Genomic DNA, 23,352 nt, shown 5'->3' with positions numbered 1-23,352 from the left:
CTTCGGGTGGTTTTTTATTGCAGCATCAAGCACTATAGAAACAAGCTGGCACAAAAAGAAATACAACAATGCATCCAAATATTGAAGACATCATTCAACAACACGACATTGTTTTATTTGATGCTGTTTGCGTAATCTGCAATGGCTGGACACGGTTTCTGATTAAATACGATAAAAAGATTCAGTTTAAACTGGTCTCTGCCCAATCGCCTTTAGGTACAGCACTGCTCGAACATTACCAGATGTCCACTGCACATTACAGCACGATGCTCGTCATCCAAGCTGGCACACTTTATACCGAATCCACTGCCCTGTTAAAAGTCATGCAGCATCTCGGTTTTCCGTTGAATTTAATGAGTACAGGCTATTTAGTGCCGCGTTTTATCCGCGACTTTCTGTATCGTGGCGTTGCTTTAAAGCGCTACCAACTATTTGGTAAAACTGATTATTGCCTGATTCCATCTAGCGAAAATAAACACCATTTTCTGGAAGAAGCTGTCCGTGTTGGCCATTCAACGCATCCCACAGGAACAGCAGGAAGTGCTTAAACAATGATCCGCTTGCCTTCCCGTATGCAGTAAAATGGATTAATCAACTTGGAAGAATGCTTGATGATCTCATGTAACTCATGTTCCGGTGCATCCCGGTCTTCATCCGTGAGCTGAAAAGTACGGTAATGAATCGCCAGTGAACATTTGGCCTGTAAGTCATGATGGGCATGAAAGGCATCTTCCGGATTCATATGGATCGCGCGCATCAGTTCACGCGGCTCATACGCTCCAATCGGGAGTAAGGCAATCCGCGGTGCACCCAGACGTTTACGGATTTCTTTAAAGTGCGAAGCGTAACCACTATCTCCGGCAAAGAAACAATGCTCCTTGCCATGTAATAAAGAAAAGCCTCCCCAAAGTGCGCAGTTCTGATCGCGCATGCCGCGCCCTGAGGCATGTTGGGCCGGCGTATAGACAATCCGGATCTCTTCAAAAAAGGCATTTTCCCACCAGTCCATTTCATGCACGGTATAATGTTCTGGCAAATACCAGGCATTACCCAGACCAGTATAAATCGGCATCTCAAAAGTGTTGTGCAGCCATTCCAGACTGGCCAGATCCATATGATCATAATGGTTATGGCTGAGCAGTACCGCATCAATCTGGGGTAACTCATCCAGAGCAATGCCAGCCGGAATGACCCGCTGCGGCCCTGTGGAAGCCGATGGACTGGCATATTCAGCCCAGACCGGGTCGGTCAGGAAATTATAGGGGCCGATCTGAATTAATGTGGTGGCGTGACCAATAAACCAGACTTGCCAGTCATCCAGAGCTGCATCTGGACGTTGCTGTGGCAATGCGCGCGGACGAGAAAAAAACTCGGCACGTTCCTCGTCAAGATTAACATTCCAGGTCTTGGATTTTCGGGTAATGAGCCATTTATATAAATCAAAGCGACCGCGCGATAGAGATGCATGCTCAAGATTACGAAACTGTTTTCCGTCGAAATGATCTGAATGCAGATACTCAAACACTGGCTTAGACCAGAGATGTTTCCAACTGGATTCCGTGATTAACTGGAATTTTTTAGTTTTGAGAAGATCTTGCATAAACATCCACTATTTATTATTCGCTATATGCAAGACAACAACCTCTTGAAATGGTCAAGCGGTGCATCTTTTAATGAGCATACAAACTAAAAACAGGCACACTGCAACATAATATGAAATCCGTCACAGAAAATCATGTATGTTTTTGTTATTTTTAGCAAAAAAATGGCATTTCATCGGCCTTATGGCTGGCTGAAGTCTTGGATTATCTAGAAAAATATTGCTCTTGTCCTTCTGTCTAAAAATACAAAATGATACTCAATATTTATAAGCCCATGCTGACAAAAGCATGTCTGCCCATTGATGATTTTATGATGAAATTCGCCATACCTCAGTATCATCACATCAATTGTGCGAGAAAGGCAAGTTGAGATCAAAATACCAACCTCAAGCGTTTTTTAGATCTTTATACACGACCTTGAGTTCGTTCCAGCCATACGGCCTTGGTTTGGGGTTTCACAAATAAAGCAATAATTTCCGGGTGCAGCTGTTTAATCTGCGCTTCGATCCGGTTGACACAGGCTTCAATTTCATCAGAAGTTAAATCATCTTTAAATTCCAGACTCAATGATGCAATGACTTGCTGAGCGCCCATCTGCTCAGTCAATACCCCATTGGCGCTGAAAACGGCCGCATCCTGTTGAGCAATGTTCAATACATCTTCACGCAGTTTTGGATCTGCCGTTTCACCCATTAACAAACCTTTGGTTTCACGTGCCAGAAACCAGGCAGAAACCGCCAGAACAATACCAATTAAAATCGATGCGGCACCGTCCAATTCAGGAATATTCAGTTGATGCGCCAGAAAGATACCGACCAGAGCAATCACCAAGCCGACCAGGGCGGCAGTATCTTCAAATAACACGGTAAAGGTCGTTGGATCTTTACTGTGTCGAAAGGCTTCAAAATATCCCAGATTTCCCTTTTGTTTACGAAAGGTTTTTAAAGCCACTGACCATGAAAATCCTTCAAAAAGAATCGCCAGACCCAGCACAATATAATTGATCAATGGATCCTGCATGACTTCAGGCTGAAGAATATGCTGTATCCCTTGATAGATGGACACAATCGCACCCAGGGCAAAAACCATCAGTGCCACAATAAAGGCCCAAAAATACAGTTCACGCCCATAACCAAAAGGATGTTTGGCATTTGCCGGTTTTTCTGATTTTTTCATGCCATATAACAGTAAAATTTCATTCAAGGTATCTACTACGGAATGAATTGCCTCACTGAACATGGCAGAACTATTGGTTATATAGGACGCAACAAATTTCACCAGCGCAATCGCCAGATTACCAAACAGGGCTGCATAAACTACGATTTTATTGGATTCAGACATCCTGACACTGTCCTAAATAAGCTTGTGCAAGCTTGAATGATTTATGTATCAAAATCTTAATCATTTATTTTTGAAAGTTGTTTTACAAATTGTTGCTTAGTCGTGATCTCTCACGTTGTTGAATCACTTTACTCTCCACTAAAATAATAAAAGGGCTTTCGCCCTTTTGGTTTTTACAGTTTTAATGCTTGGAAAAATACTGCTCGCGCCACTCTTTCCAGAAATACATGATGATCCCGAAAATCACCACAGCAATTCCCGCAAAAGCATGACTGCTGATAATTTCATGATTTAAGGTTGCTCCCAATACCAGAGCGATCACCGGCGTCATCACATTACTCAATGAAACGGTCGAAGCATTTAGACGGCGAATCAGCCAGAAATAGCACAGCATTGCCACAATTGAAGACATGATCATGGTAAATACAAAACCGATCATTGCCTGTGTGCTAGGCAACTGAGTTGGCATATGTTGCCAGATAAATGGCACTAAAATGACTGAACCAGCCGCGGAGACCAGCAATGACCCCGTCGCTTGCGACATCGGACTCAAGGGTGCACTAATCTGTTTAACCCAGAAGATTGAGCTGATATAAGACACCATACTGATCAGCATCAGTACTACACCCCAAGGATTAATCTTGCTATCTGCCGAGTCGGCGAAAACAAAACACAAACCAGCGACGGCCACTGCCATGCCGAGCCATTGCAGCCAGATCAATTTATGGGTTTTTAAAATCATATGTCCGATTAAACCGGCGATCAGCGGTGAAAAACCAAAAATCAGTGCCATCAATCCTGAGGTCAGATAATTGGCCGCCAGATAAATAAACAGCTGCGCGCCGATTAAATTCAAACTGCCTGCCAGATAACTTTTCATTGAAGTGCGGTCAAAAGGCAGCGGGTCGCGCATGATTTTCAACAGGAACAACGCAATAATCGAGGCACCAAAATAGCGAATGATCAGCACCCACATCGGGTGAATCTCGGCCACGCTCCAGACAATCGCCAGTGGCGTTGCCGCCCAGATCAGCACCAATAAAGCGTAAATACTTGCCGTGACCGGCAATGAAGATGAAGAACTCATAAGTCTCCTAAACGAGGCCAAGAAGTTCTGGATCAGCAACTTCAAAAATAGCGTATAGCGAATTCATGCTGAGATGAAGTTTTAATTTTTGATAAATTCATCAAGTTTCGTGCATAAAAAACAGACCTATGCAAAACATAGGTCTGTCCAAAAATATCTCAATACAACTTAAGCAATTTTGCGTAAGTCTTGCGCGATATCCAAATGTTTTTCAACATCAAACGCCGTACTTTTGCTGATCATTTTTTTCAAATGACGCATTTCTTTGGCTGCATTCACGGTAATCCCGCCAACGATCTGACCATCAGTCACACCATACATCACGAATGAATTGTCTGCACCTTTGGCTGCATCCATTTCACCACGGATATGCCATTCAGCTGCGGCCATATCGCCGACAAACTGGAAGTTGATATTCAGCTGATCCGTCCAGAACCAGGCCGGATTGGCTTTCGGATGTTCCACACCCATCACGTGACGCGCGAAGATGCCTGCCTGAAGGTTGGCATTTTCCCAAGTTTCAACGCGGCGGTGATTGCCACAGTCACGTAACTGGGTCGCAACATCGCCCGCTGCATAAATATCAGCATTCGAGGTTTGGCAGTGTTCATTCACTTTGATCGCAACATCAACATCCAGACCTGCATCTACTGCAAGCTGTGCATTTGGCACGATCCCGATTCCGCAAACTACAGCATCAGCACGAAGCTCTTCACCGCCTTCCAGCGTTACCACGACTTCTTCACCATCTAAACGGCAATCTGCAATCTTGGTTTCAAGACGCACATCAACCTGGTTTTGACGATGCTGTTCCAGCAGGAATTCGCTCAGGATTTGTGGCGAACAACGGCCCATGACCATCGGACCCATTTCGATCACAGTCACCTGACAGTCTTTGTAACGTGCAGATGATGCCAACTCAAGACCAATCACGCCACCACCAATCAGGATGATACGGCGACCGGCTTGAAGCACAGGCACCAGCGCTTGTGAATCTTCCAGGTTACGCAGGGTATAAACGTGTTTGCCCAAAGCATCGAAATTAGGCAAACGGCGCGCGGCGCCACCTGTTGCAAGCAAGAGTTTGTCGTAAGCAACAACATCACCGTTCAGGAGTTCAACCGTTTTCGCTTCGGCATTGATTTTCATCACGCCATTACCGCGAATTGTTTCCACCCCTAAATCTGCCAGTTTCTGTTCTGACAGGATTTCGATCTTGGTCTCTTCAGATTTTAGAATCACATCTTTAGACAACGGTGGACGCTCATAAGGAAGATGGCTTTCATCACCAATTAAAGTGATTTTGCCTTCATACTTGTTGCCACGAAGTTCTAAAATTGCGCTCGCACCTGCCTGGCCAGCACCCACGATCACGATGTTGTTTACGTTGCTCATTTTCTTAACCTTTTAACTCTGCAGATACGATACCGAAGCCGGCAATCCATTCGCTGATGTCTTCATAGCAATGCGTGGTCATTTCATACTCACCCATTTCGCTTAAGGCAGCGAAGGCAGCCATCCAAGAACGGACTTCCTGACCACCACGACCACCATCACGGCGGATTTCAGCTTCAGTCATCGCTTCTAATGTTGCAAAATCAGCGTTCTTGAAGGTTTCTAGCAGGGCAATATCCCATTCAGCATTCAGAGGCACGGCAACTGACGTATCTCCTGCTGCCAGCTTTTGACCCACTGCAATAATTTTGGATTGACGTGCATGACGTGCTTCAGGCGTTGGATAACGGCCTGCAATCAGGAACTCTTCCACTTCTGGCGGTACTGCACCCATTTGCGGTGTAGGTGGATCATGTGACAGACCACCGGTACCTAAAACAAGCACACGCTCGTTTTCAAGGTTTAAAGACTTGATGTATTGACCCACAGCACGGCCCAAAGCGATGGTACGCTTGGTGGTTGGCATAGGTGCAGCAGCGCCATTAATAAAAATTGGAATCGTTGGATAACGGTCAAGTTTGCCTTCACACAGGAAATGTAAGGGCTGAGTCACGCCATGGTCAGCCTGCATACGGTATGAGTAGGCAACATCCACGCCTTCATCCAGTACACGTCGAACCAGATCTAATGCCTTGTCTTCAGGTACATCAATATGGTCATTGTCCTTGCCATAATCCCAGTCACCTGCAGCTTTGGCACGAATACCGACGCAGAAACTTGGCATCAGGTCATAGAAGAAACCATTAAAATGATCTGGACCAAAAGTGATGATCAGGGTTGGGTCGTAAGCTTTTACTTCAGCAGAGAGTTTTTCAAAAGCAGCACGAACTTTTTGCTTTTTTGATTGATCTTGAGGTGAAGCAAATTCCATTAAAGGACTGTGCGATGCACAAATAAGTTTAACGGCCATGAGAGACTCCTAGAAGGAAAGCAGCCCTGAGAGAAGAGGCTGCCGGTAAGTCCATTTGAATGAGACTAGATGTTTATTCGTCAAAGAAACCTGCACGTGGCTGACGTAGGCCACGAATACCCAGACCGCATTCTGCATTGATCAGAACACCAGTCAAAGGACGGTTGTTTTGACGAGATGCCAACAGCACGTATGAACCGGTCATATCTTCCGGTTCAGGCAAGAAATTCAGTGGCATGCCACGTGCAATTTTCTCAGGATCACGTGCATCGAGCAGGCCCACATTTTCCTGACCCAGCGATGCCGCACCTTTGATATTCACATTCATACCTGACGGTGCAACAGCGTTCACTCGTACTTTAGGCGCAAGCTCGTAAGCCAGTTCTTTCATAATCCCGACACCCGCATGCTTAGATGCAGTATATACAGGGCCTCCGCCAGCGGAGTACAGTGCCGAATTAGACAAAGTAAATATGATAGAACCTTCAGAAGCGATCAATGCATCCAGTGCAGCTTTCGCGCCCAAGATCAGAGACTTGGTATTAATCCCCATAATCTCGTCAAAGGCTTTTTCCAGCTGCTCGCCAGAGGTATTGACGATATCAGCGTAATGATCCCAGATGCCGGCATTCCCCACGAAACAGTCAAGCTTACCAAAACGCTCAACGGTGGCTTGAACAGCACGGACATTGTCTTCATAGTTGGCAACATCACCAGCGATCGCAAGAACTCGACCACCAAAGTGTTCATTTAAAGCATCGACTTTCGATTGTGAACGCTGAAGAACCGCAACTTGTGCCCCTTCTTCAAGAAAACGTTCAACCAAAGCCCAGCCTAAGCCTGAACCGCCCCCGGTAATAAGTGCAACTTCGCCTTGTAGCCAACCCATGATTACTCTCCTGCCATCTCTACGAACAATTGACCATCTTCAACAATCACAGGGAAAGTCTTGATTGGATCAGTTGCAGGTAGACATAAAGCTTCACCTGTTTTCAAGCAGAAACGTGCTGAATGCAGTGGGCATTCAACCGTACCATCATCTTCAAGATAACCTTCAGACATAGAAGCATTACCATGTGAACAACGGTCATTCATGGCGAAGAATTCTCCGCCATTGTTGAACACTGCAAGCGCATCGATACCATTTACGCCGCAATCTACTTTTAGCGCTTCGCCTTCGTCCAATTCGTCAACTTGGCAAACAAAAATCTTATTCATTAGAAAAATACACTCAGGTTATGTGAGTTATAGGTCACTTGATCTAACGTAATTTTACGGTTGAAGATCTGGAAGCCCAAATCAGTTTCAACTTTACGGATCTTGTCGTGACGCTTACCACAGTAAATCGTTACGTCTTTCTCTTTTTGCGTACGGTATAACAAATACGTTACATACACGTCGTATTCGCCTTCAACTTCAGTCGGCTCTACAATCACGTTGCTCACCATGTGAGTGGTACGTGATGGAGGCTCTTCAGCCCAGGCCATACCGGTTTCAAGACGCGCAACACGACGTTCGAGCAAGTCTTTGGTATCGTTGAATACCCAAGTGGTAGGTGGTTCAACTGAACGACGACGGTCACGGGTTTGTGCATTTGGCGTGGTACGTAGCGTGTAAGAGATGTCTTCTGCCAGCATGTCCAGCCAATCGCGGAATTTCCAGTCGTCTAGTGCTTTGCCTTCACGATATAGAAACTGACTAATTTGGTGATGAAGTTCTAAGCTGATTTGACTCATTTCATAAGCTCCTTCTCATATTCGTCAGCTGCTTTTTCTACGTCTTCCCATTTTTCATGGATCAATAAATCTGCCCAGCGGCGGTACATACCACGTGCTGCAGTTTCAGAGAAAATGTAATTGGTGATACCTGGGATACCATCTTCACGTACTTTTTCGTTGCCTTTACCCATTTCCATAATGAGTTTGTTTTGACGTGCTTTATAACCACGTAAAACTTTTTGGATCTCGATCCAGTTTTCAGAGTCATCTTGCTCTAGGAAACCGGCTGGACCAAAGGCACGCGTTGCAGAACGTTCAAATGCTTCTTTTACTTCTTGAGATGCTTCAGCATCAGCAATACAGAATGCCCACACTTCAGTTTTGTTTGGACCACGTGGGTGCCATACACGAAGTGTTGCAGTACCGTTCAACCAAGACAAAGTTGGGAACATGGTGTTGTGACCTGCAAGACGCAATGCACGAGTCTCGCCTAGGCGCTCTTTAACTTCGTCGTAAGTTTCACGGAAGTAGTTGGCAACTTCACCGTCAACCCATACGTTTGCGTCAGGTTTCTCTGTAAAGAAGAAGCCTGAACCGTGACCACGTGAACCGTACTGGATCGCGTCTTTGGCAGTTTCCCAAACTGGACGAGCAGTTTGCGCAGCACCTAATTTTTTAGAAGATTCGTCGTCTGGTTTCGCGCCCAATACTTGGATCGCAGAAGCGTGAGAGAACAAGGCATGATATTGGTCAGATGCAAACTGTTCCGCTGCAAATTTCCAGTTACACTCGATTTCCCACTTGTGTACACCACCAATGATTTCAGTACTACCTGGACGACGGTCAACAACGCCATCTAAATACCAAGCGATATCGCCCATGTATTCTTCTAGATCAGGTGTGGTTTCATCCCAACAAGCGAATACCAAGCCTTTGTAAGACTTCACACGATTCACTTCAACCAGACCCCATTGCTCTTTACATGCACCATGCGGGTAAGCACGATCTTCAAGCGGGATATCTTTTAAAGAACCGTCAATGCCATATGACCAGCCGTGGTATGGGCAAGTAAATGCACGGGTATTACCACAGTCAGCGAAGCTCACACGCATAGAACGGTGACGGCACTGGTTTAAAAATGCTTTGATTGAGCCGTCTTTTTGACGTGCCACAATGATTGGATCTTCACCCATGTAGGTATTGAAGAAATCACCAGCCTTAGGAATTTGGCTTTCATGGCAAAGGAATAACCAAGTACGACCGAAAACACGTTCGAGTTCTAATTCGTAAATGTCAGGATCTGTATAAATAGATGGCGTAATACGTCCATTTTGTGCATCGACTAAAGCATCGATTTCGCGCACATCAATTTTTCCACTCATGAAAAGCTCTCCTGTGACCTATCTTTGGCACAAAGTAATAGACTCAACTTTTCAACGATGATGGATTTGACAGCGTTTTTCGGGAAATATTTTTTTTGTTTCAATTAAGAGCTTAAAGCAATTATTAAGCACGTGAATTTTTATATTAAAACATCTATTAATCCCGCCAGAGCATTTAGTTTATGAATGGGAAAATAATCTTCACGACATAGTTGTTTATAGATTATACTTTGAGGAAATTATAGTAAGACATTTTTTGGATTACTCTTTGGGTTGATGACATGGAATTACGACACCTTCGCTACTTTATCACCGTTGCTGAAGAGCTCAATTTTAGTAAGGCAGCACTTAAACTTTATACGGCTCAACCCTCACTTAGCCAGCAAATCAAAGACCTGGAAGAAGATGTCGGGGTAAAGCTACTCAATCGGACCAAACGTAAAGTAGAGTTGACCGAAGAAGGCGCCGTATTCCTGGAACAGGCCCGTCTCACCCTTGCACAGGCGGACAAAGCCGTTGCCATGGCACGTCAGGTGTCACAGGCCAAACAACAAATGCTCCGTATCGGTTTTGTACCGGTAGCCGAGATGAAAATCTTCCCCTATATCTTGCCAAATCTACGTGTACAGAACCCGGATTTAAAAATTGAACTGCTCAGCCTGAACAACAATGAGCAGATGCGTCTGTTAAAAAAAGGTGATCTAGATCTGACATTTACCCGTCATAATTTCAATAGTGATGAAATTGAAAGCCAGTTCGTGATTCGTGAACCGCTGATTTTTCTTCTGCCTAAAGATCATCCCTTAGCAAAATACGAAAGAATTCCTGTTAAGGCATTGAATGGTATTGATTTTATTATTCCATCAGCAGAGCAGTCCTTGACCCTGAACCAGGCGATTCTGGACTTTGCCAAAGCCAATGGCATTGAATTCAATATCGTGCAAAAAGCCGATAATATTTTATTTAATATCAACTCGATCGGAATGGGCTTGGGCTGTACCATTTTGCCTGGCTATATTGCACCACTAACCATGGATAATACCGTGATTCGTCCGCTGGACGTGGAGTTGCCCTATTTAGACCTGTATGTCAGCTACCATAAAAACAACAAATCCTATGCCGTCAGCAAATTTCTTGAACTCTTGATCCGTGTGTTCTATCTGGATATTAACCGTAGCGAACAAAATTAATCCTATTTCTTCTCTGCATTAAGCATATGCCATTCAACTTTTGATAGGCATGTGCTTTTTTTGTTTTATTATTTTATGCTTAAGAATTCAATTTTAATTTAATTTTTTGATAAAGGATCTATTTCTAGCATTTAAATTTGTCACTTGACCTCGACCAAAATTGTGTATTTTTAGCTCTAAATGTGCTGCATTTACCACTTAAGTCTAATAAAGTTTCATTCGGATTTTTCTCAGTTTAAATAGCTCAAACCTATAAAAATTATTAGATTTTTAGATTTATCCAAATAAATGAAAATCAAACTCACTTAAGCACCCTGCCTTAAATATTTCCGATATAAAAAAGGATGACCGAAGTCATCCTTTTTTAAAACTACATTCAGCTTATTTTACGCCGTGTACAGCCAGGTAGTTTTTGATCACAGTGTTGAATTCGTCTGCTTTTTCAACTTGAGACCAGTGACCGCATTGGCTGAAGATATGTGCATCAGCATTTGGCACGATGTTCAGGATGTCCCAAGTACGAGAAACCGGAATCACCACGTCTTGCATACCATGAATCAATAGTACAGGCACAGTAATGTCTTTCATTTTTTCGAAGTCTAATGGGAATTCGAAACGGTCACGGTCACGTGCGCCAACCACATCCATTAAAAGATTTGATGCATAGTCATTTGCAGCAGAAGCAAAACGTACTTTTACCAGTTCATCAGTAATCAGGTCTTTGTTTACGACAAACATAGAAAGGGTTTTCTTGATTCCTTCTTCTGTAAGAACTGGGTTTGCGTGAGCTTTAAGTGCAGCTGTCTGTTTCGCACCGCCCGTACCCATAGACACGATACCCAAAATACGATCTGGATAATCCAATGCCATCTGGAATGCTAACCAGCCACCCAGAGAGTTACCGACCAACCAGGTTTTTTCGATACCCAAAGCATCTAGCGTACGGATCGCATGATCTACCCAGGCACGGATACCATATTCAGTACCCGGTGCAACCACAGTTTGGCCATAACCAATGGTATCAATCGCGATACAACGCGCTTGCTCACCAATTTGTGGCAGGTTTAACCACCAGTTTGCCGCGGCCGATACACCTGTACCTGAACCGTGTAAAAATAGAATAGGCGTACCTTCACCAATTTCGTGGTAATGGGTCAACTCGCCTTCAGCGGTTTCAATCCATTTGTCTTCTAAGCCAAAGAATGGATCTGTTTGATAGTCAGGGATTTGAACAGTGCTCATATTGCTTCCTCTTACAGTCTTTCGCTTGCGTGTCCCTCTATTTTCAAGAATTCGACGTCAAGTTGACTCATTAAAATGACTTGTGTACACCCTTATATTAACCGCTCAGCTGCAGCAAACTGATACAAAATTACGATTGCACCCAACAAAATAGATATAATTTAAGTTTTTGTTTTATATATTTTTTTATAAATTAAACCCTACATAAACTAAGGTTTTAACTGCATTCTTAAACCAAAAAGCAGCCAGAAGACTGACTGCTTTTAAAATATAGGGGTATTAGAATTTATGGGTATAAGTGGTGGCGACACGGTATTCTTGCAGGTCTGGTTTTGCTGGATTGGCAAAATTCACATCAATATACATCGCCTGTACACCCAAACCTTTTAATTTACCTTCTGGCACAGTGTAGTTCACGATGGCATTCACTTCATACGTATTGAAGTTCTGACCTTGATACGCCCCAGTACCTTTCTGATCATAACCTTTGAAATATACTGCTGTTGCGTCTAGGCCTTTTGCACCCATTTCAGAGAAGTCATAGCCATAAGAAACACTCCATGACTTTTCTTCTGGTGCGGTAAAGGTCGCTACCCCCCAGTTCGCCAGATAAGGCTGTGGCACCCAGCCACCCAATGTCGGGAATGCACTATCACCAAACATTTGCTGGTAACCTACACCTACGCTATGTGCACCATGATTCACTTTTGCAGCTACAGATAATGCCTGGTTATCGATCTCACCATACAGCTTGTCACCTGACTCCGAGTTATCGAAGTAACGAATATGGCTATCTAATTTGGTTTTTTCACCGAGCGTAGTTTTGTAATTGACACCCAGATAATGCTGTTGGTAAATGTCTTGAACATCGGCATACCAGTAGCTCGCACCTACTTCTTTAGTAAGCTGGTGGTCTACACCCGCAATCCACATGCCATCAGCTTCAGCACCCGTATCATAGAAACTTGGTGGAGCAAATTTAGTTAAGTCACGGAACTGCTTGTCATAACGGTTGTTAATACCATCAATATACGCCAGAGTTAACTTGGTATCCTTAAGGTCTTTAGACTCTAACCAAGCGCCACTATAAGTCGTTAATAACTGACGGGATGGATCGAATACCAAGACTGGAGATACAGGCAATAACTCGCCGACTTTCAGCTCAGTTTGTGAAACTTTGGCTTTTAAGGTCGCGCCGACTTTACCGAAATGATCTTTTGATTCTTTGCCATCGTGCGGTAAAACCCAGTCCGGATTTTTATCATGGCCGTTGAGTTTGACTGCATGTTGCACCAGTACATCAGCACCAACCTGCACACCACCACCGATATCGTGATAACCGGACTTGGCATCCAGAGTCACCCCTTGTGACCAAGAACCCCAGTTACGTGATGAATAGTCATCTTGATACTGACGGTCTAGATAAAAGTTTTTAAATTTGAGTTGAACATTGCTGTCGTCAATAAAGTCTGCATTCGTTGCAGTTGTCCCTAAAGTTGCTGTCGCAGCAAGCATTGCAATCCATAAATTGTGACGACGCATGATGAGTTCCCCATTCAGCTGATAAAATCCATGCAGCCATCATGCGCAAGTCGGTTTAAATAAAAAATCCGACCACAGTATTAAACTTTTGCTCTTTTAGCTCTGCATATTCCGGGCCCAGATTTAAGCACTCAATCTCTTAGATTTTAAACCGATTAATGAAAATAAAAATTTGACCAGATATTTAATTCAAATTTCTGTTTCCTTTATTAATAAGCGCAATTTTTTTTAAAATATTGAGCCACTATTTTTTATTTATCGTTTTTATGTTTAAGGAAAAAATTAAACTAAAATAATCTTCACATAACACTATAACTAAAATATCTGAGATCAGAGTTTTATTATATTATTAAATCTACTTCATAATAAAAAAGCATCCGAATCGGATGCTTTTTTATTAGACTTATTTTAATACCACGGCATTAAAAATTAAGCTTGTAACTCACGAGCTTTAGACATGGTTAATGCCAGGTCTTCAATCATGTCTTCCTGACCACCTACCGTACCACGGCGACCAAGTTCCATCAGGATTTCACGTGCAGATACGCCATATTTCGCTTCAGCGCGTTTAGCAAACAACAGGAATGAAGAGTAAACACCCGCATAACCTAAAGTAGCCGCATCACGGTCTGCACGAATTGGGTTGTGCATCATTGGAATCACTAGATCTTCAGCAACATCTTGTACTTTGAACAAGTCAACGCCAGTGTCCATACCCATACGGTTTGCCACAGCGATAAACAGTTCAAGTGGCGTATTACCTGCGCCAGCACCCAAACCTGCAGATGCCAAGTCAACACGTACTGCACCTGCTTGAACAGCAGCAACAGTATTCGATACACCCATACCTAAGTTGTGGTGACCGTGGAAACCAAGCTCAATGCTTGGGTCCAAGTGTTGACGTAAGTGACCTACGCGATCAATAACGTCTTGAGGAAGCATATAACCTGCTGAATCTGTCACATAGATACAGTTTGCACCGTAAGACACCATCTTGTTTGCTTCTTCAAGCAATTTTTCAGGTGTTGCCATGTGCGCAAGCATCAAGAAGCCCACAGTGTCCATGTCTAGTTTACGTGCAGCGGTGATGTGCTGTTCAGAACAATCCGCTTCAGTACAATGCGTCGCCACACGAATAGTAGAAACACCAATTTCATGTGCCATTTTCAAATGGTCAACCGTACCGATACCAGGAAGAAGCAATGCAGAAATTTTTGCATTTTTCATACGTGGCACAACAGCAGACAAATATTCTTCATCTGTTGCAGCAGCAAAACCGTAGTTCACTGATGAACCGCCCAGGCCGTCACCGTGCGTTACTTCAATTAAAGGTACGCCTGCATCATCAAGTGCGGTTGAAATTGCAATCATTTGCTCAACAGTCGTTTGATGGCGCTGCGGGTGCATACCATCACGCAAAGTCATATCATGAACAATAATCTTAGACATTTTGGTATTCCTTTAAGCTTCAGCGATGTTGAACACGTGTTCTGCGAACATTTCTGCAGTACGTGCAGCTGCTGCAGTCATAATATCCAGGTTGCCTGCGTATTTCGGCAGGAAGTCACCCAGACCTTCAACTTCCAAGTAAATTGATACACGGTTGCCATCAAATACAGGACCATTTACAAGCTTGTAACCTGGTACGTATTTTTGAACTTCCTTGATCATGGCATGTACAGATTCAGTGATCGCTGCCTGATCCGGCTCACCTTCTACTAGACAGTGAACAGTATCACGCATCATTAGAGGTGGCTCAGCCGGGTTAATGATGATGATCGCTTTACCTTGTTTCGCGCCGCCGACTTTCTCAATGGCACCTGCAGTAGTACGTGTGAATTCATCAATGTTTTTACGCGTTCCCGGACCAACCGACTTAGTCGATACAGTTGCAATGATTTCGCCGTATTCAACAGGTTGAACGCGAGAAACAGCAGCCACCATCGGAATCGTTGCCTGACCGCCACATGTCACCATGTTCACGTTTGGTACTTCGCCCGCTTGTAGCAATGTTTCAAGGTTGACTGGTGGTACGCAAAATGGACCAATCGCAGCAGGCGTTAAGTCAATCATGAGCACGCCAAGTTCATTCAGCTTGCAGCTGTTTTCAGCATGGACATAGGCAGAAGTTGCGTCGAATGCAATTTTGATGTCATCAGCAATCACATGAGGAAGAAGACCATCAACGCCTTCAGCTGTGGTTTTTAAACCCATTTGCGCAGCACGCGCCAAACCTTCAGAAGTCGGGTCAATCCCCACCATCCATACCGGCTCTAACCATTCACTACGTTGTAATTTATAAAGCAAATCAGTACCAATATTCCCTGGACCGATCATTGCACATTTAATCTTTTTCATGAATGTACTCTCTTGGAATCTTGATTATTCAGCAGCGAATGCAGCGGTTACTGAACCGAAGCCTTCAATTTCAACTTTGAATTCATCACCTGGTTGCGCCACAACCATTGGACCTAAGGCACCCGTCAAGATGATGTCACCTTTTAACAGCGGACGACCACGGCGTACCATTTCATCTGCCAGCCAAACAGCAGCATTCAATGGGTTTGCCAGACATGCTTTACCCACGCCTTGAGAAACGACTTCCTCACCGCGTGTCATCACCATCTTGCAGTTCACAAGATCAAGATTTTCTAATTTAACCGGCTGAGAACCTAAGACAAATGCAGCAGAAGATGCGTTATCCGCCACAGTATCAATCAGGCTAATTTTCCAGTTTTCGATACGGCTATCGACCACTTCAATTGCAGGCAATGCATAATCAGTTGCGCTGATAATGTCTGCATACGTGTGTTTTTCTTTGGTTAAATCCTGGTTAATCACCAATGCGATTTCTGCTTCAACTTTCGGCTGAAGCAGAAGGCCAGCTGGAATTGCTTCACCATCGCCATAAGCCATGTCGGCAAATAACATACCGAAATCCGGCTGATCTACACCCAGTTGCGCTTGAACGACTTTAGACGTCAAACCAATTTTACGACCCACCAGACGGCGACCTTCAGACAAAGCACGCTCGGTATTCACTTCCTGAACGGCATAGGCGATATCTACGTCAGCACTTTCACCGCCAAGTTCCGGGCGAATCGGTGCAATCGCAGTTTGTGATAATTCAGCGCTACGAAGTGCTTGTGCAACTGATTCAACAACAGCAGAATTCGACATCAATGTTTCCTTAAACTGCAAAAATTAGGCTTATGCCGGGATCTAAGAGGGACAGAAAATATGAAAATGATCAGGCTGATCATCCGCATGGACTGCCTTTCTCAGAGCGAGCATAGGAATAAACAGTTTTAGGATGGGAAAAATCCGGCGTTTGTGCCAATAGTTATTTTATTTTTTGCTATAGCTATTATCTATAAGAATAATTTATAAAAAATTAAATAAAACAAAATCTTATTGTTTAAAACACATCGTTATTTAGCAAAATAACTGCCATAATATGACCGAATAAAATCAGTACAATTACGACTTTAGACTAAAAGATAAGAACCAGCGCTTAAATCTGCAGCATTCCCCAGCCAATTTAAACCGGGGAACTGCTTGTTTTTCATTACAACCAAGATACTGGATTAAACTGCTTGTTTCCATTGGACTTTAGCCAACAAAGCGCTATGCAAAGCAGCCACATCATCCACGATACAGACTGGATTAAATTGTGCTAAAAGTTCAGGTTCATGCACACCATAACTTACCCCAACGCTTGGCATGGCAATATTTTGCGCCATTTCCAGATCATAAGACGTATCACCGACCATAATCGCATGTTCAGCCTGCACACCGGTTTCCGCCAGAATTTCTTCTAACATGAGTGGATGAGGTTTAGAATGGGTTTCGCTGGCTGCGCGCGTACTCACAAACAGCTCTTCACTGTTCGTCTGTTTTAATACACGATCCAGACCTTTACGGCTTTTCCCTGTGGCTACTGCCAGCTTCACGCCTTGCTGCTGTAAATCTGCGAGCATGTGCGCTACGCCTTCAAACCAGGAGTCTCCTGATGAGTTGGCAACATAATGATCGGAATAAGCCTGCAAAATATCCGTATGTAATTCTGGTACTGTCGGGAATAAACGCTGTGCAACTTCAGGTAAACCCAGTCCAATAATACTTTTCGCATCTGCATCCGTTAACGGCTGCTGAAACTGCTGTGCGGCAAACTGCAAACTCGCCACGATTTGACCGACTGAATCAAATAAAGTGCCATCCCAATCGAAAATGACCAATTTTACAGGTGAGTTCATAAAAGATTTCCTAGATTTGATTCAGTCTTGAAGCCCTCTCCTACAAGGAGAAGGAATTTTTCATTCTTAAGCAAATGACTTTAATAAAAGAACCAATAAAGTCGAATTATCAATGAAGTTTTAATTCAACATTACTATTTAATAAGTAACGTGCCCTCTCCTGAACGAGTTTAAAGCACTGCTTTAAACGACGTGCAAGAAGGAGACTTGCGCAGCAGTGCTGCTTAGGGAGAGGATTCTTTCGAAATTTAATCTCCCCTCTTGCGGAACAATGTTCCTCATCTTTAAGAAATAGGGGAATTCCCTCCTTTTTCAAAGGAGGGTGAGGATGGATTAAATTTATTAAAAGAAAAAATAAGTCCTTATTGGGCAGCCGGTTTATCCGCTTTCTGCGCTCTTAACTGCGCCACCAGACTCTGCATATCTTCTGGCAATGGTGCTTCAATTGCTGGATAGCCCGGAATGTCCAGACGCATTGCATGTAAACACAAACGGCGTGGTTTTGGCCCACGATATTCTGTTTCATGACCATACTTTTCATCGCCTACTAGCGGATGGCCAATACTCAAACCATGTACACGAATCTGATGGGTACGACCCGAAAGCGGAGATGCATATACCAGTGTGGCATGCATAAAACGTTCCTGCACATTCCACTGGGTCTTAGACTCTTTGCCTTCTTTCGGCGACACGCAGACACGACGTTCACCATTGGCCAGCTCGTAACGATGTAAAGGTGCATCAATCAGCTGTTTATCCAGACTGACCTGCCCTTTTACCACAGCGGCATAGGTTTTTTTGATTTTATGTTCACGCAACATATCTTGTAATGTTTTCAACACGCTACGCTTTTTGGAAATCATCACCAGACCGGAAGTATCACGGTCAATCCGGTGAATCAATTCCAGATACTTTTTACCGGTTGCTGCACGTAAGCCTTCAATCAGACCATAGGCCACACCGCTACCGCCATGCACGGCAATCCCGGATGGCTTATTCACGACCATCAGACCTTCATCTTCATAAATCACACGGGCCAATAAGCCTTGTGCCACTTTGTCGGAAACCGGTGCTGCAGATTCATCTTTTTGTTCATAGCGAATCGGCGCAACGCGAATCTGGTCACCGATTGCAAGTTTGGTTTCTGCTTTAATGCGTTTTTTATTAACGCGAACCTGGCCTTCACGAATCAGACGATAGATACGGCTTTTTGGCACACCTTTCAGACGACTAAACAAGAAATTATCGATGCGTTGTCCATCTTGATGTTCATCCACTTCAAACCAAGTGACGTTTTGCCATTGTTGCGTAGAATTCATACAGTTACTATGACCCAAAAAATACTAAAATTGATTAAAAACTGATCACTTAGGTTATGCTTTACACAAGAAACATAAGCTTAGCCCATAGGCAGATGATGCAAGGTTTGATATAGTCAGCGCACGGAAACCATCGTTTGTGAGTAAAAGTTGAATCATTTCAGATTTTTCTGAACTTGATTGTTCAATTAAAGACTCACATGATACGGGAAGGTCCCCAAAGAATTATGCCACGCCGAAGGCTTATTATATCGGCAAACAAAGCAAACTGTTGCGTTTAATTGTACCTCAGGTACATAAATCAGTTTGTCTTAAAAAATATGTCGCCAACTTTGTTGGTTTTTAAACGTAAACTGATACACATCAGATTAGTCGCAACCTGAAGACGACTTCAGGCTACAGCGTTGATGCATTGGATCTGCACAGTTTGTAAAGATACGACGACAATTCCGTATCAAGACACTTTCTATAAAGAAGGGATGATCTTCGAGCAATGTGACAGTGAAAGTTACACACATCCAATGCACCGCTCGTCCGCCAGTGAAGCGTTCAGGTGACTTTAATCCGTTTAAAGATTGAAGCCGTATTGCCATCATCAATACGTGAATCAAAAACCGAAGCCCATCTATATTAAATAGAGCTCGGTCATAAAAGACTCAAACCACAATGAAATTCATTGCAGATTTGAGCCATTGATCCGTGATGTGTGATGTTCGCTACGTGTATAGCGATTTTTTGCTGTGTATCACTATAAGGTGTTACACCCATGAAACGTATGTTGATTAATGCAACACATGCCGAAGAAATTCGCGTTGCACTTGTCACTGGTCAGCGTCTTTACGATTTTGATTTAGAAAATCGTACCCGTGAACAAAAAAAATCCAATATCTACAAAGGTCACGTGACTCGCGTTGAGCCTTCTTTAGAAGCTGTATTCGTTGAATACGGTGCAGGTCGCCAAGGCTTCCTGTCAATGCGTGAAATCGCAAATTCATATTACAAAGCCGACCCTCGCCAAACTTCAAATATCCGTGAACTGATCACTGAAGGCACCGAACTTCTGGTTCAGGTGGAAAAAGAAGAGCGTGGCAATAAAGGCGCTGCCCTGTCTACTTTTATCTCACTTGCCGGCCGTTATTTGGTCTTGATGCCAAACAACCCGAAAGGTGGTGGTATCAGCCGTCAGATTTCTGGTTCAGTGCGTGAAGAACTGAAAGAAATGCTGGCGACACTGAACGTGCCACGTGGTATGAGTGTGATTGTGCGTACTGCCGGGATCGGCCGTTCACAAGAAGAACTGCAACTCGACTTACAGCACTTGTTAGACCTTTGGGCACAAATCCAGAGCACGGCAAGTTCAGGTCCATCGCCAATGTTGGTACATCAGGAAGCGGGCGTGGTGACACGTGCCATTCGTGACTACCTGCGTGATGATGTTGCTGAAATCCTGATTGACTCAGAACAAGCCTATAACGAAGCCTATAACTTCGTAAAAGCGGTAATGCCACGTCAGTTAGAAAAACTGAAAACTTATACCTTAAATGAACCTTTATTCGCGCATTTCGCGATTGAAAGTCAAATTCAAACCGCTTATGAACGTGAAGTAAAATTGCCTTCTGGCGGTTCGATCGTGATCGACCAAACTGAAGCTTTAGTGTCAATTGACATTAACTCAGCAAAATCGACTCGCGGTAGCGACGTTGAAGACACCGCGTTGAACACCAACATTGAAGCGGCAGAAGAAATCGCGCGTCAATTACGTTTACGCGATATCGGTGGCCTGGTGGTGATCGACTTTATCGACATGACCAAAGACCGCAACCAGCGTATGGTGGAAGCGAAGCTACGCGAAGCTACGCAAAGTGACCGTGCCCGTATTCAGTTCGGTCAATTGTCACGTTTTGGTTTGATGGAAATGAGCCGTCAACGTCTGCGTCCTTCTCTTGAAGAAGCGACTGGCTACGTTTGCCCACGCTGCCATGGTACCGGCATGGTTCGTGATCTTCGTTCTTTATCACTTTCGATTATGCGTAAAGTGGAAGAGATTGCATTGCGCGAACGTCATGGTGAAGTTCAAGTCGAAGTTCCAGTGGAAATTGCGGCCTTCTTATTGAATGAAAAACGTCACACCTTGGTCTATTTAGAACAGACTTCAAATGTACGTGTCACTGTGCTGCCGCATCCGCATCTGGAAACACCGCATTATGAAATCACTTATAATGCCGAAGGCTTTGCACCAACCAGCTATGAACGTACTGAAGCAACTCGTTCAAGTGAAAAAGAGTTGGGCTATGAGTCATCTGAATGGCATTTAGAAGAAGAACAACATACGCATGCTGCTGCACCAGCGCCTGCTCAACAGCAAAACAACGGCAGAAACAATAAACGCCGTAACCAGCAAAACCAAAATGCACAGCAAGTACCTGTTGCGCAACAAGCTCCAGCCCAAGCACAAGTTGCTGCTCCTGCATCTAGCCCATGCGCATGGTTAGAAAACCTGTTTGTTCAAAAACAGGCTGCGACTGTTGATCAATCGCGTACTGCCAACAATGCAGCTGCAGCAATTGAACAAATGATCAATGGCGGTGCGGTGAGCCGTGGTCAGTTCGGTCAATTGTCTGCACCAGTGGCACAACCTGCGCCACAGCAAGTGTCTCAACCTGCTGCTCCAGCAAGCAGCAATGCCTACCTTGCACCATCGACTGTAGCGCAAAAACAGGAACGTGATGCTGAAAAACCGGCAGAGCGTGATGAAAGAGCGCCGCGTCATAACAATAAAAAACCACGCAATCCGAAGCACAAAGAACCGCGTGAGCAGGTTCAGTCTGAAGCTTCCGCTCCTCAGCAACATCAGGTGCATGAAGAAGTGGTTCAGGTATCTCGTCAAGAGCAACGTCATGAAGCACGTGAAAACAAGCGTAATTCTCGCCGTCAGCATCACAACGAGCCATCTCAGCAAAATGATGTTCAAAACAATGAACAACAGCCACAACAGGCAATTCCACGTCGTGACCGCCGTAACCAGCCACGTCAGGAACGTCCAAATCGCCACCGCGATCCAAGCGTGCTGAATGAACAAGCAGCACCTGCAGCCGTTGAAGCGCCAGCAGTCAATGACAAGCAGCTTCGTGTTGAATTGGTCGATGCACCACGTCAAGACGTGATGCCAACAGCCATGGTCGTGAATATTGACCAGGCGAAAAGCGAAATCGTGGCATTGAATGACAATGCTGCAGTTGCAACGCCAGCGGTTGAAGTGACTGCACCGGCAGATGCGCCAGTTGAAGAAGCCGCTGCTGAAAATGTAGTGGAAGCTGCACTGACAGCTCCTGTTGAAGAGGTTGTGCCAGCTGAAGAATCAAGCGCTGAAAAACCACGTGCCAGCAACGATCCGCGTCAGCGTCGTCGTCAGCAGCGTGAAGGACAGCCTCAACAGGCTACAGTTCAGAAGTTGACTCCTTCACAAGTACCAACGTTGGGTCAGTTCACCATTGGTAGCCTGATTCGCCATGTTTATGGTGAAGACTGCTCCGTACTGATTGAACAGTTTGGTTTATTGCCAACCTTCAACCGTGCTCTAGAGAAGTTCACAAAAGAGTACAACGCGAGTCTGGTGGCTGCAGCAACGCCTGCCACAGAGAAAAAACCGGTCACCCGTGATGTTCAAGTGACCGTAGCCAAGGTTGAAGCAGAGCCTGCTCCAGTTCTGGACCTGACTCCACCAAAACCGGTGTCGGACAAACGTGTCGCAAACGATCCACGTGAGCGTCGCCGTCTGGCTAAACAGGCTGCAGAACAGGCCCTGCAACAAGCCAAGCAACAGGCCAAAGTAGAAACAGCTCTGGCAGTTGAAACTGCGCCAGAAGCACCTGTAGCAGCAGAAGCGCAAGCAGAGTCTGCTGAAGCAGCGGCAACTGAAACTCCAGTAACCACTGAAGTAGCTATTGAAGAAACCGTAAATGCTCAGCCAGCTGAACAAGCAACTGAAACTACGGCACCAGTAGATACAGCTCCTACAGAAGCGGCTCCAGTGACTGAAGCTCAACCTAGAGATGCTGCGCCAGTTGAAGCAAATGCTGAATCAGAAGCTCCTGTTACAGAAGCCCAGGATCAGGCCGAAGTAACAACAGAAGACACTGAAGCCAGCGAAGCTGAAAAAGCGGAGAAACAGGCTGCTCGTCCACGTCGTCCACGTGGTCGTCCACCGAAAAAAGCCAATACTGCAACTGAATCATAATTTGCTCAATTGCAGTCATCTAAAAAAACCTAGTCATTTCGGTGACTAGGTTTTTTTTGCTAGATTTAGTCA

Annotated in this window: 19 protein-coding genes; 3 read left to right on the top strand and 16 right to left on the bottom strand. The window is 44.5% G+C overall.

Features of this window, described 5'->3' with window-relative positions; genetic code table 11:
* Nucleotides 1-68 precede the first annotated feature (68 nt).
* Entirely contained in the window at nucleotides 69-548 is a 480-nt protein-coding gene (locus tag F893_RS04415; RefSeq protein WP_005250596.1) for a thiol-disulfide oxidoreductase DCC family protein, read from the top strand.
* Here the strand turns inward: F893_RS04415 and F893_RS04410 are convergent.
* The 9 genes from F893_RS04410 to hcaE all read right to left on the bottom strand — a co-directional run bounded on the left by F893_RS04410 (nucleotide 545) and on the right by hcaE (nucleotide 9,494).
* A complete protein-coding gene (locus tag F893_RS04410; RefSeq protein WP_005250593.1) occupies nucleotides 545-1,600 on the bottom strand; it encodes an MBL fold metallo-hydrolase in 1,056 nt (351 codons plus the stop codon). The two genes, F893_RS04415 and F893_RS04410, sit on opposite strands and share 4 nt — an antisense overlap.
* A gap of 406 nt (nucleotides 1,601-2,006) precedes the next feature.
* Complete coding sequence (locus F893_RS04405; protein WP_005250591.1) at nucleotides 2,007-2,942, bottom strand: cation diffusion facilitator family transporter; 936 nt, start codon at nucleotides 2,940-2,942, stop codon at nucleotides 2,007-2,009.
* Nucleotides 2,943-3,123: 181 nt separating this feature from the next.
* Complete coding sequence (locus tag F893_RS04400) at nucleotides 3,124-4,029, bottom strand: DMT family transporter (RefSeq protein WP_005250588.1); 906 nt, start codon at nucleotides 4,027-4,029, stop codon at nucleotides 3,124-3,126.
* A gap of 168 nt (nucleotides 4,030-4,197) precedes the next feature.
* Nucleotides 4,198-5,424 (bottom strand): 3-phenylpropionate/cinnamic acid dioxygenase ferredoxin--NAD(+) reductase subunit, encoded by a 1,227-nt coding sequence (hcaD, locus tag F893_RS04395; RefSeq protein ID WP_005250586.1) that lies wholly within the window; start codon nucleotides 5,422-5,424, stop codon nucleotides 4,198-4,200.
* Between the two features lie 4 nt (nucleotides 5,425-5,428).
* Nucleotides 5,429-6,394: a 3-carboxyethylcatechol 2,3-dioxygenase gene (locus F893_RS04390; RefSeq protein WP_005245895.1), complete on the bottom strand. Its 966-nt coding sequence runs from the start codon at nucleotides 6,392-6,394 to the stop codon at nucleotides 5,429-5,431.
* Nucleotides 6,395-6,467: 73 nt separating this feature from the next.
* A complete protein-coding gene (hcaB, locus tag F893_RS04385) occupies nucleotides 6,468-7,283 on the bottom strand; it encodes a 3-phenylpropionate-dihydrodiol/cinnamic acid-dihydrodiol dehydrogenase (RefSeq protein ID WP_005250585.1) in 816 nt (271 codons plus the stop codon).
* A gap of 2 nt (nucleotides 7,284-7,285) precedes the next feature.
* Nucleotides 7,286-7,612 (bottom strand): 3-phenylpropionate/cinnamic acid dioxygenase ferredoxin subunit, encoded by a 327-nt coding sequence (gene hcaC / locus F893_RS04380; protein WP_005250582.1) that lies wholly within the window; start codon nucleotides 7,610-7,612, stop codon nucleotides 7,286-7,288.
* Nucleotides 7,612-8,130 carry a 3-phenylpropionate/cinnamic acid dioxygenase subunit beta gene (hcaF, locus tag F893_RS04375; RefSeq protein WP_005250580.1) on the bottom strand — a complete coding sequence of 173 codons (519 nt, stop codon included), beginning with the start codon at nucleotides 8,128-8,130 and terminating at the stop codon, nucleotides 7,612-7,614. The genes hcaC and hcaF overlap by 1 nt, the downstream gene beginning before the upstream one ends.
* Nucleotides 8,127-9,494: a 3-phenylpropionate/cinnamic acid dioxygenase subunit alpha gene (hcaE, locus tag F893_RS04370; RefSeq protein WP_005250578.1), complete on the bottom strand. Its 1,368-nt coding sequence runs from the start codon at nucleotides 9,492-9,494 to the stop codon at nucleotides 8,127-8,129. Before hcaE ends, hcaF begins: the two co-directional genes overlap by 4 nt.
* Nucleotides 9,495-9,775: 281 nt before the next feature.
* Between hcaE and hcaR the strand changes: the two genes are divergently transcribed.
* Complete coding sequence (hcaR, locus tag F893_RS04365) at nucleotides 9,776-10,684, top strand: DNA-binding transcriptional regulator HcaR (RefSeq protein WP_005250575.1); 909 nt, start codon at nucleotides 9,776-9,778, stop codon at nucleotides 10,682-10,684.
* Nucleotides 10,685-11,065: 381 nt separating this feature from the next.
* On the opposite strand, the gene F893_RS04360 is transcribed toward hcaR, so the two are convergent.
* The 7 genes from F893_RS04360 to F893_RS04330 all read right to left on the bottom strand — a co-directional run bounded on the left by F893_RS04360 (nucleotide 11,066) and on the right by F893_RS04330 (nucleotide 19,043).
* On the bottom strand, nucleotides 11,066-11,926 hold the full coding sequence (locus tag F893_RS04360; RefSeq protein WP_005250573.1) for an alpha/beta fold hydrolase: 861 nt from the start codon (nucleotides 11,924-11,926) through the stop codon (nucleotides 11,066-11,068).
* A gap of 279 nt (nucleotides 11,927-12,205) precedes the next feature.
* Nucleotides 12,206-13,468 (bottom strand): OprD family outer membrane porin, encoded by a 1,263-nt coding sequence (locus F893_RS04355; RefSeq protein WP_005250570.1) that lies wholly within the window; start codon nucleotides 13,466-13,468, stop codon nucleotides 12,206-12,208.
* A 429-nt stretch (nucleotides 13,469-13,897) separates the two neighbouring features.
* Complete coding sequence (gene dmpG, locus F893_RS04350) at nucleotides 13,898-14,917, bottom strand: 4-hydroxy-2-oxovalerate aldolase (protein WP_005107995.1); 1,020 nt, start codon at nucleotides 14,915-14,917, stop codon at nucleotides 13,898-13,900.
* Between the two features lie 12 nt (nucleotides 14,918-14,929).
* On the bottom strand, nucleotides 14,930-15,826 hold the full coding sequence (locus F893_RS04345; protein ID WP_005250568.1) for an acetaldehyde dehydrogenase (acetylating): 897 nt from the start codon (nucleotides 15,824-15,826) through the stop codon (nucleotides 14,930-14,932).
* Nucleotides 15,827-15,850: 24 nt separating this feature from the next.
* Entirely contained in the window at nucleotides 15,851-16,648 is a 798-nt protein-coding gene (locus tag F893_RS04340; protein ID WP_005250566.1) for a 2-keto-4-pentenoate hydratase, read from the bottom strand.
* A gap of 407 nt (nucleotides 16,649-17,055) precedes the next feature.
* Entirely contained in the window at nucleotides 17,056-17,724 is a 669-nt protein-coding gene (locus F893_RS04335) for an HAD-IA family hydrolase (RefSeq protein WP_005250564.1), read from the bottom strand.
* Nucleotides 17,725-18,086: 362 nt separating this feature from the next.
* Entirely contained in the window at nucleotides 18,087-19,043 is a 957-nt protein-coding gene (locus F893_RS04330; protein ID WP_004278531.1) for an RluA family pseudouridine synthase, read from the bottom strand.
* A 766-nt stretch (nucleotides 19,044-19,809) separates the two neighbouring features.
* Here F893_RS04330 and F893_RS04325 point away from each other — a divergent pair.
* Nucleotides 19,810-23,280, top strand: a complete 3,471-nt coding sequence (locus F893_RS04325; protein WP_005250561.1) for an Rne/Rng family ribonuclease — start codon at nucleotides 19,810-19,812, stop codon at nucleotides 23,278-23,280.
* Nucleotides 23,281-23,352 lie beyond the last annotated feature (72 nt).

Origin of the sequence: Acinetobacter sp. CIP 102136, from assembly GCF_000369685.1 — a bacterium.
GTDB classification, from domain to species: Bacteria; Pseudomonadota; Gammaproteobacteria; order Pseudomonadales; family Moraxellaceae; genus Acinetobacter; species Acinetobacter fasciculus.
The sequence above is the reverse complement of the archived record's forward strand: the minus strand, read 5'-3'. Positions and strand labels throughout refer to the sequence as shown.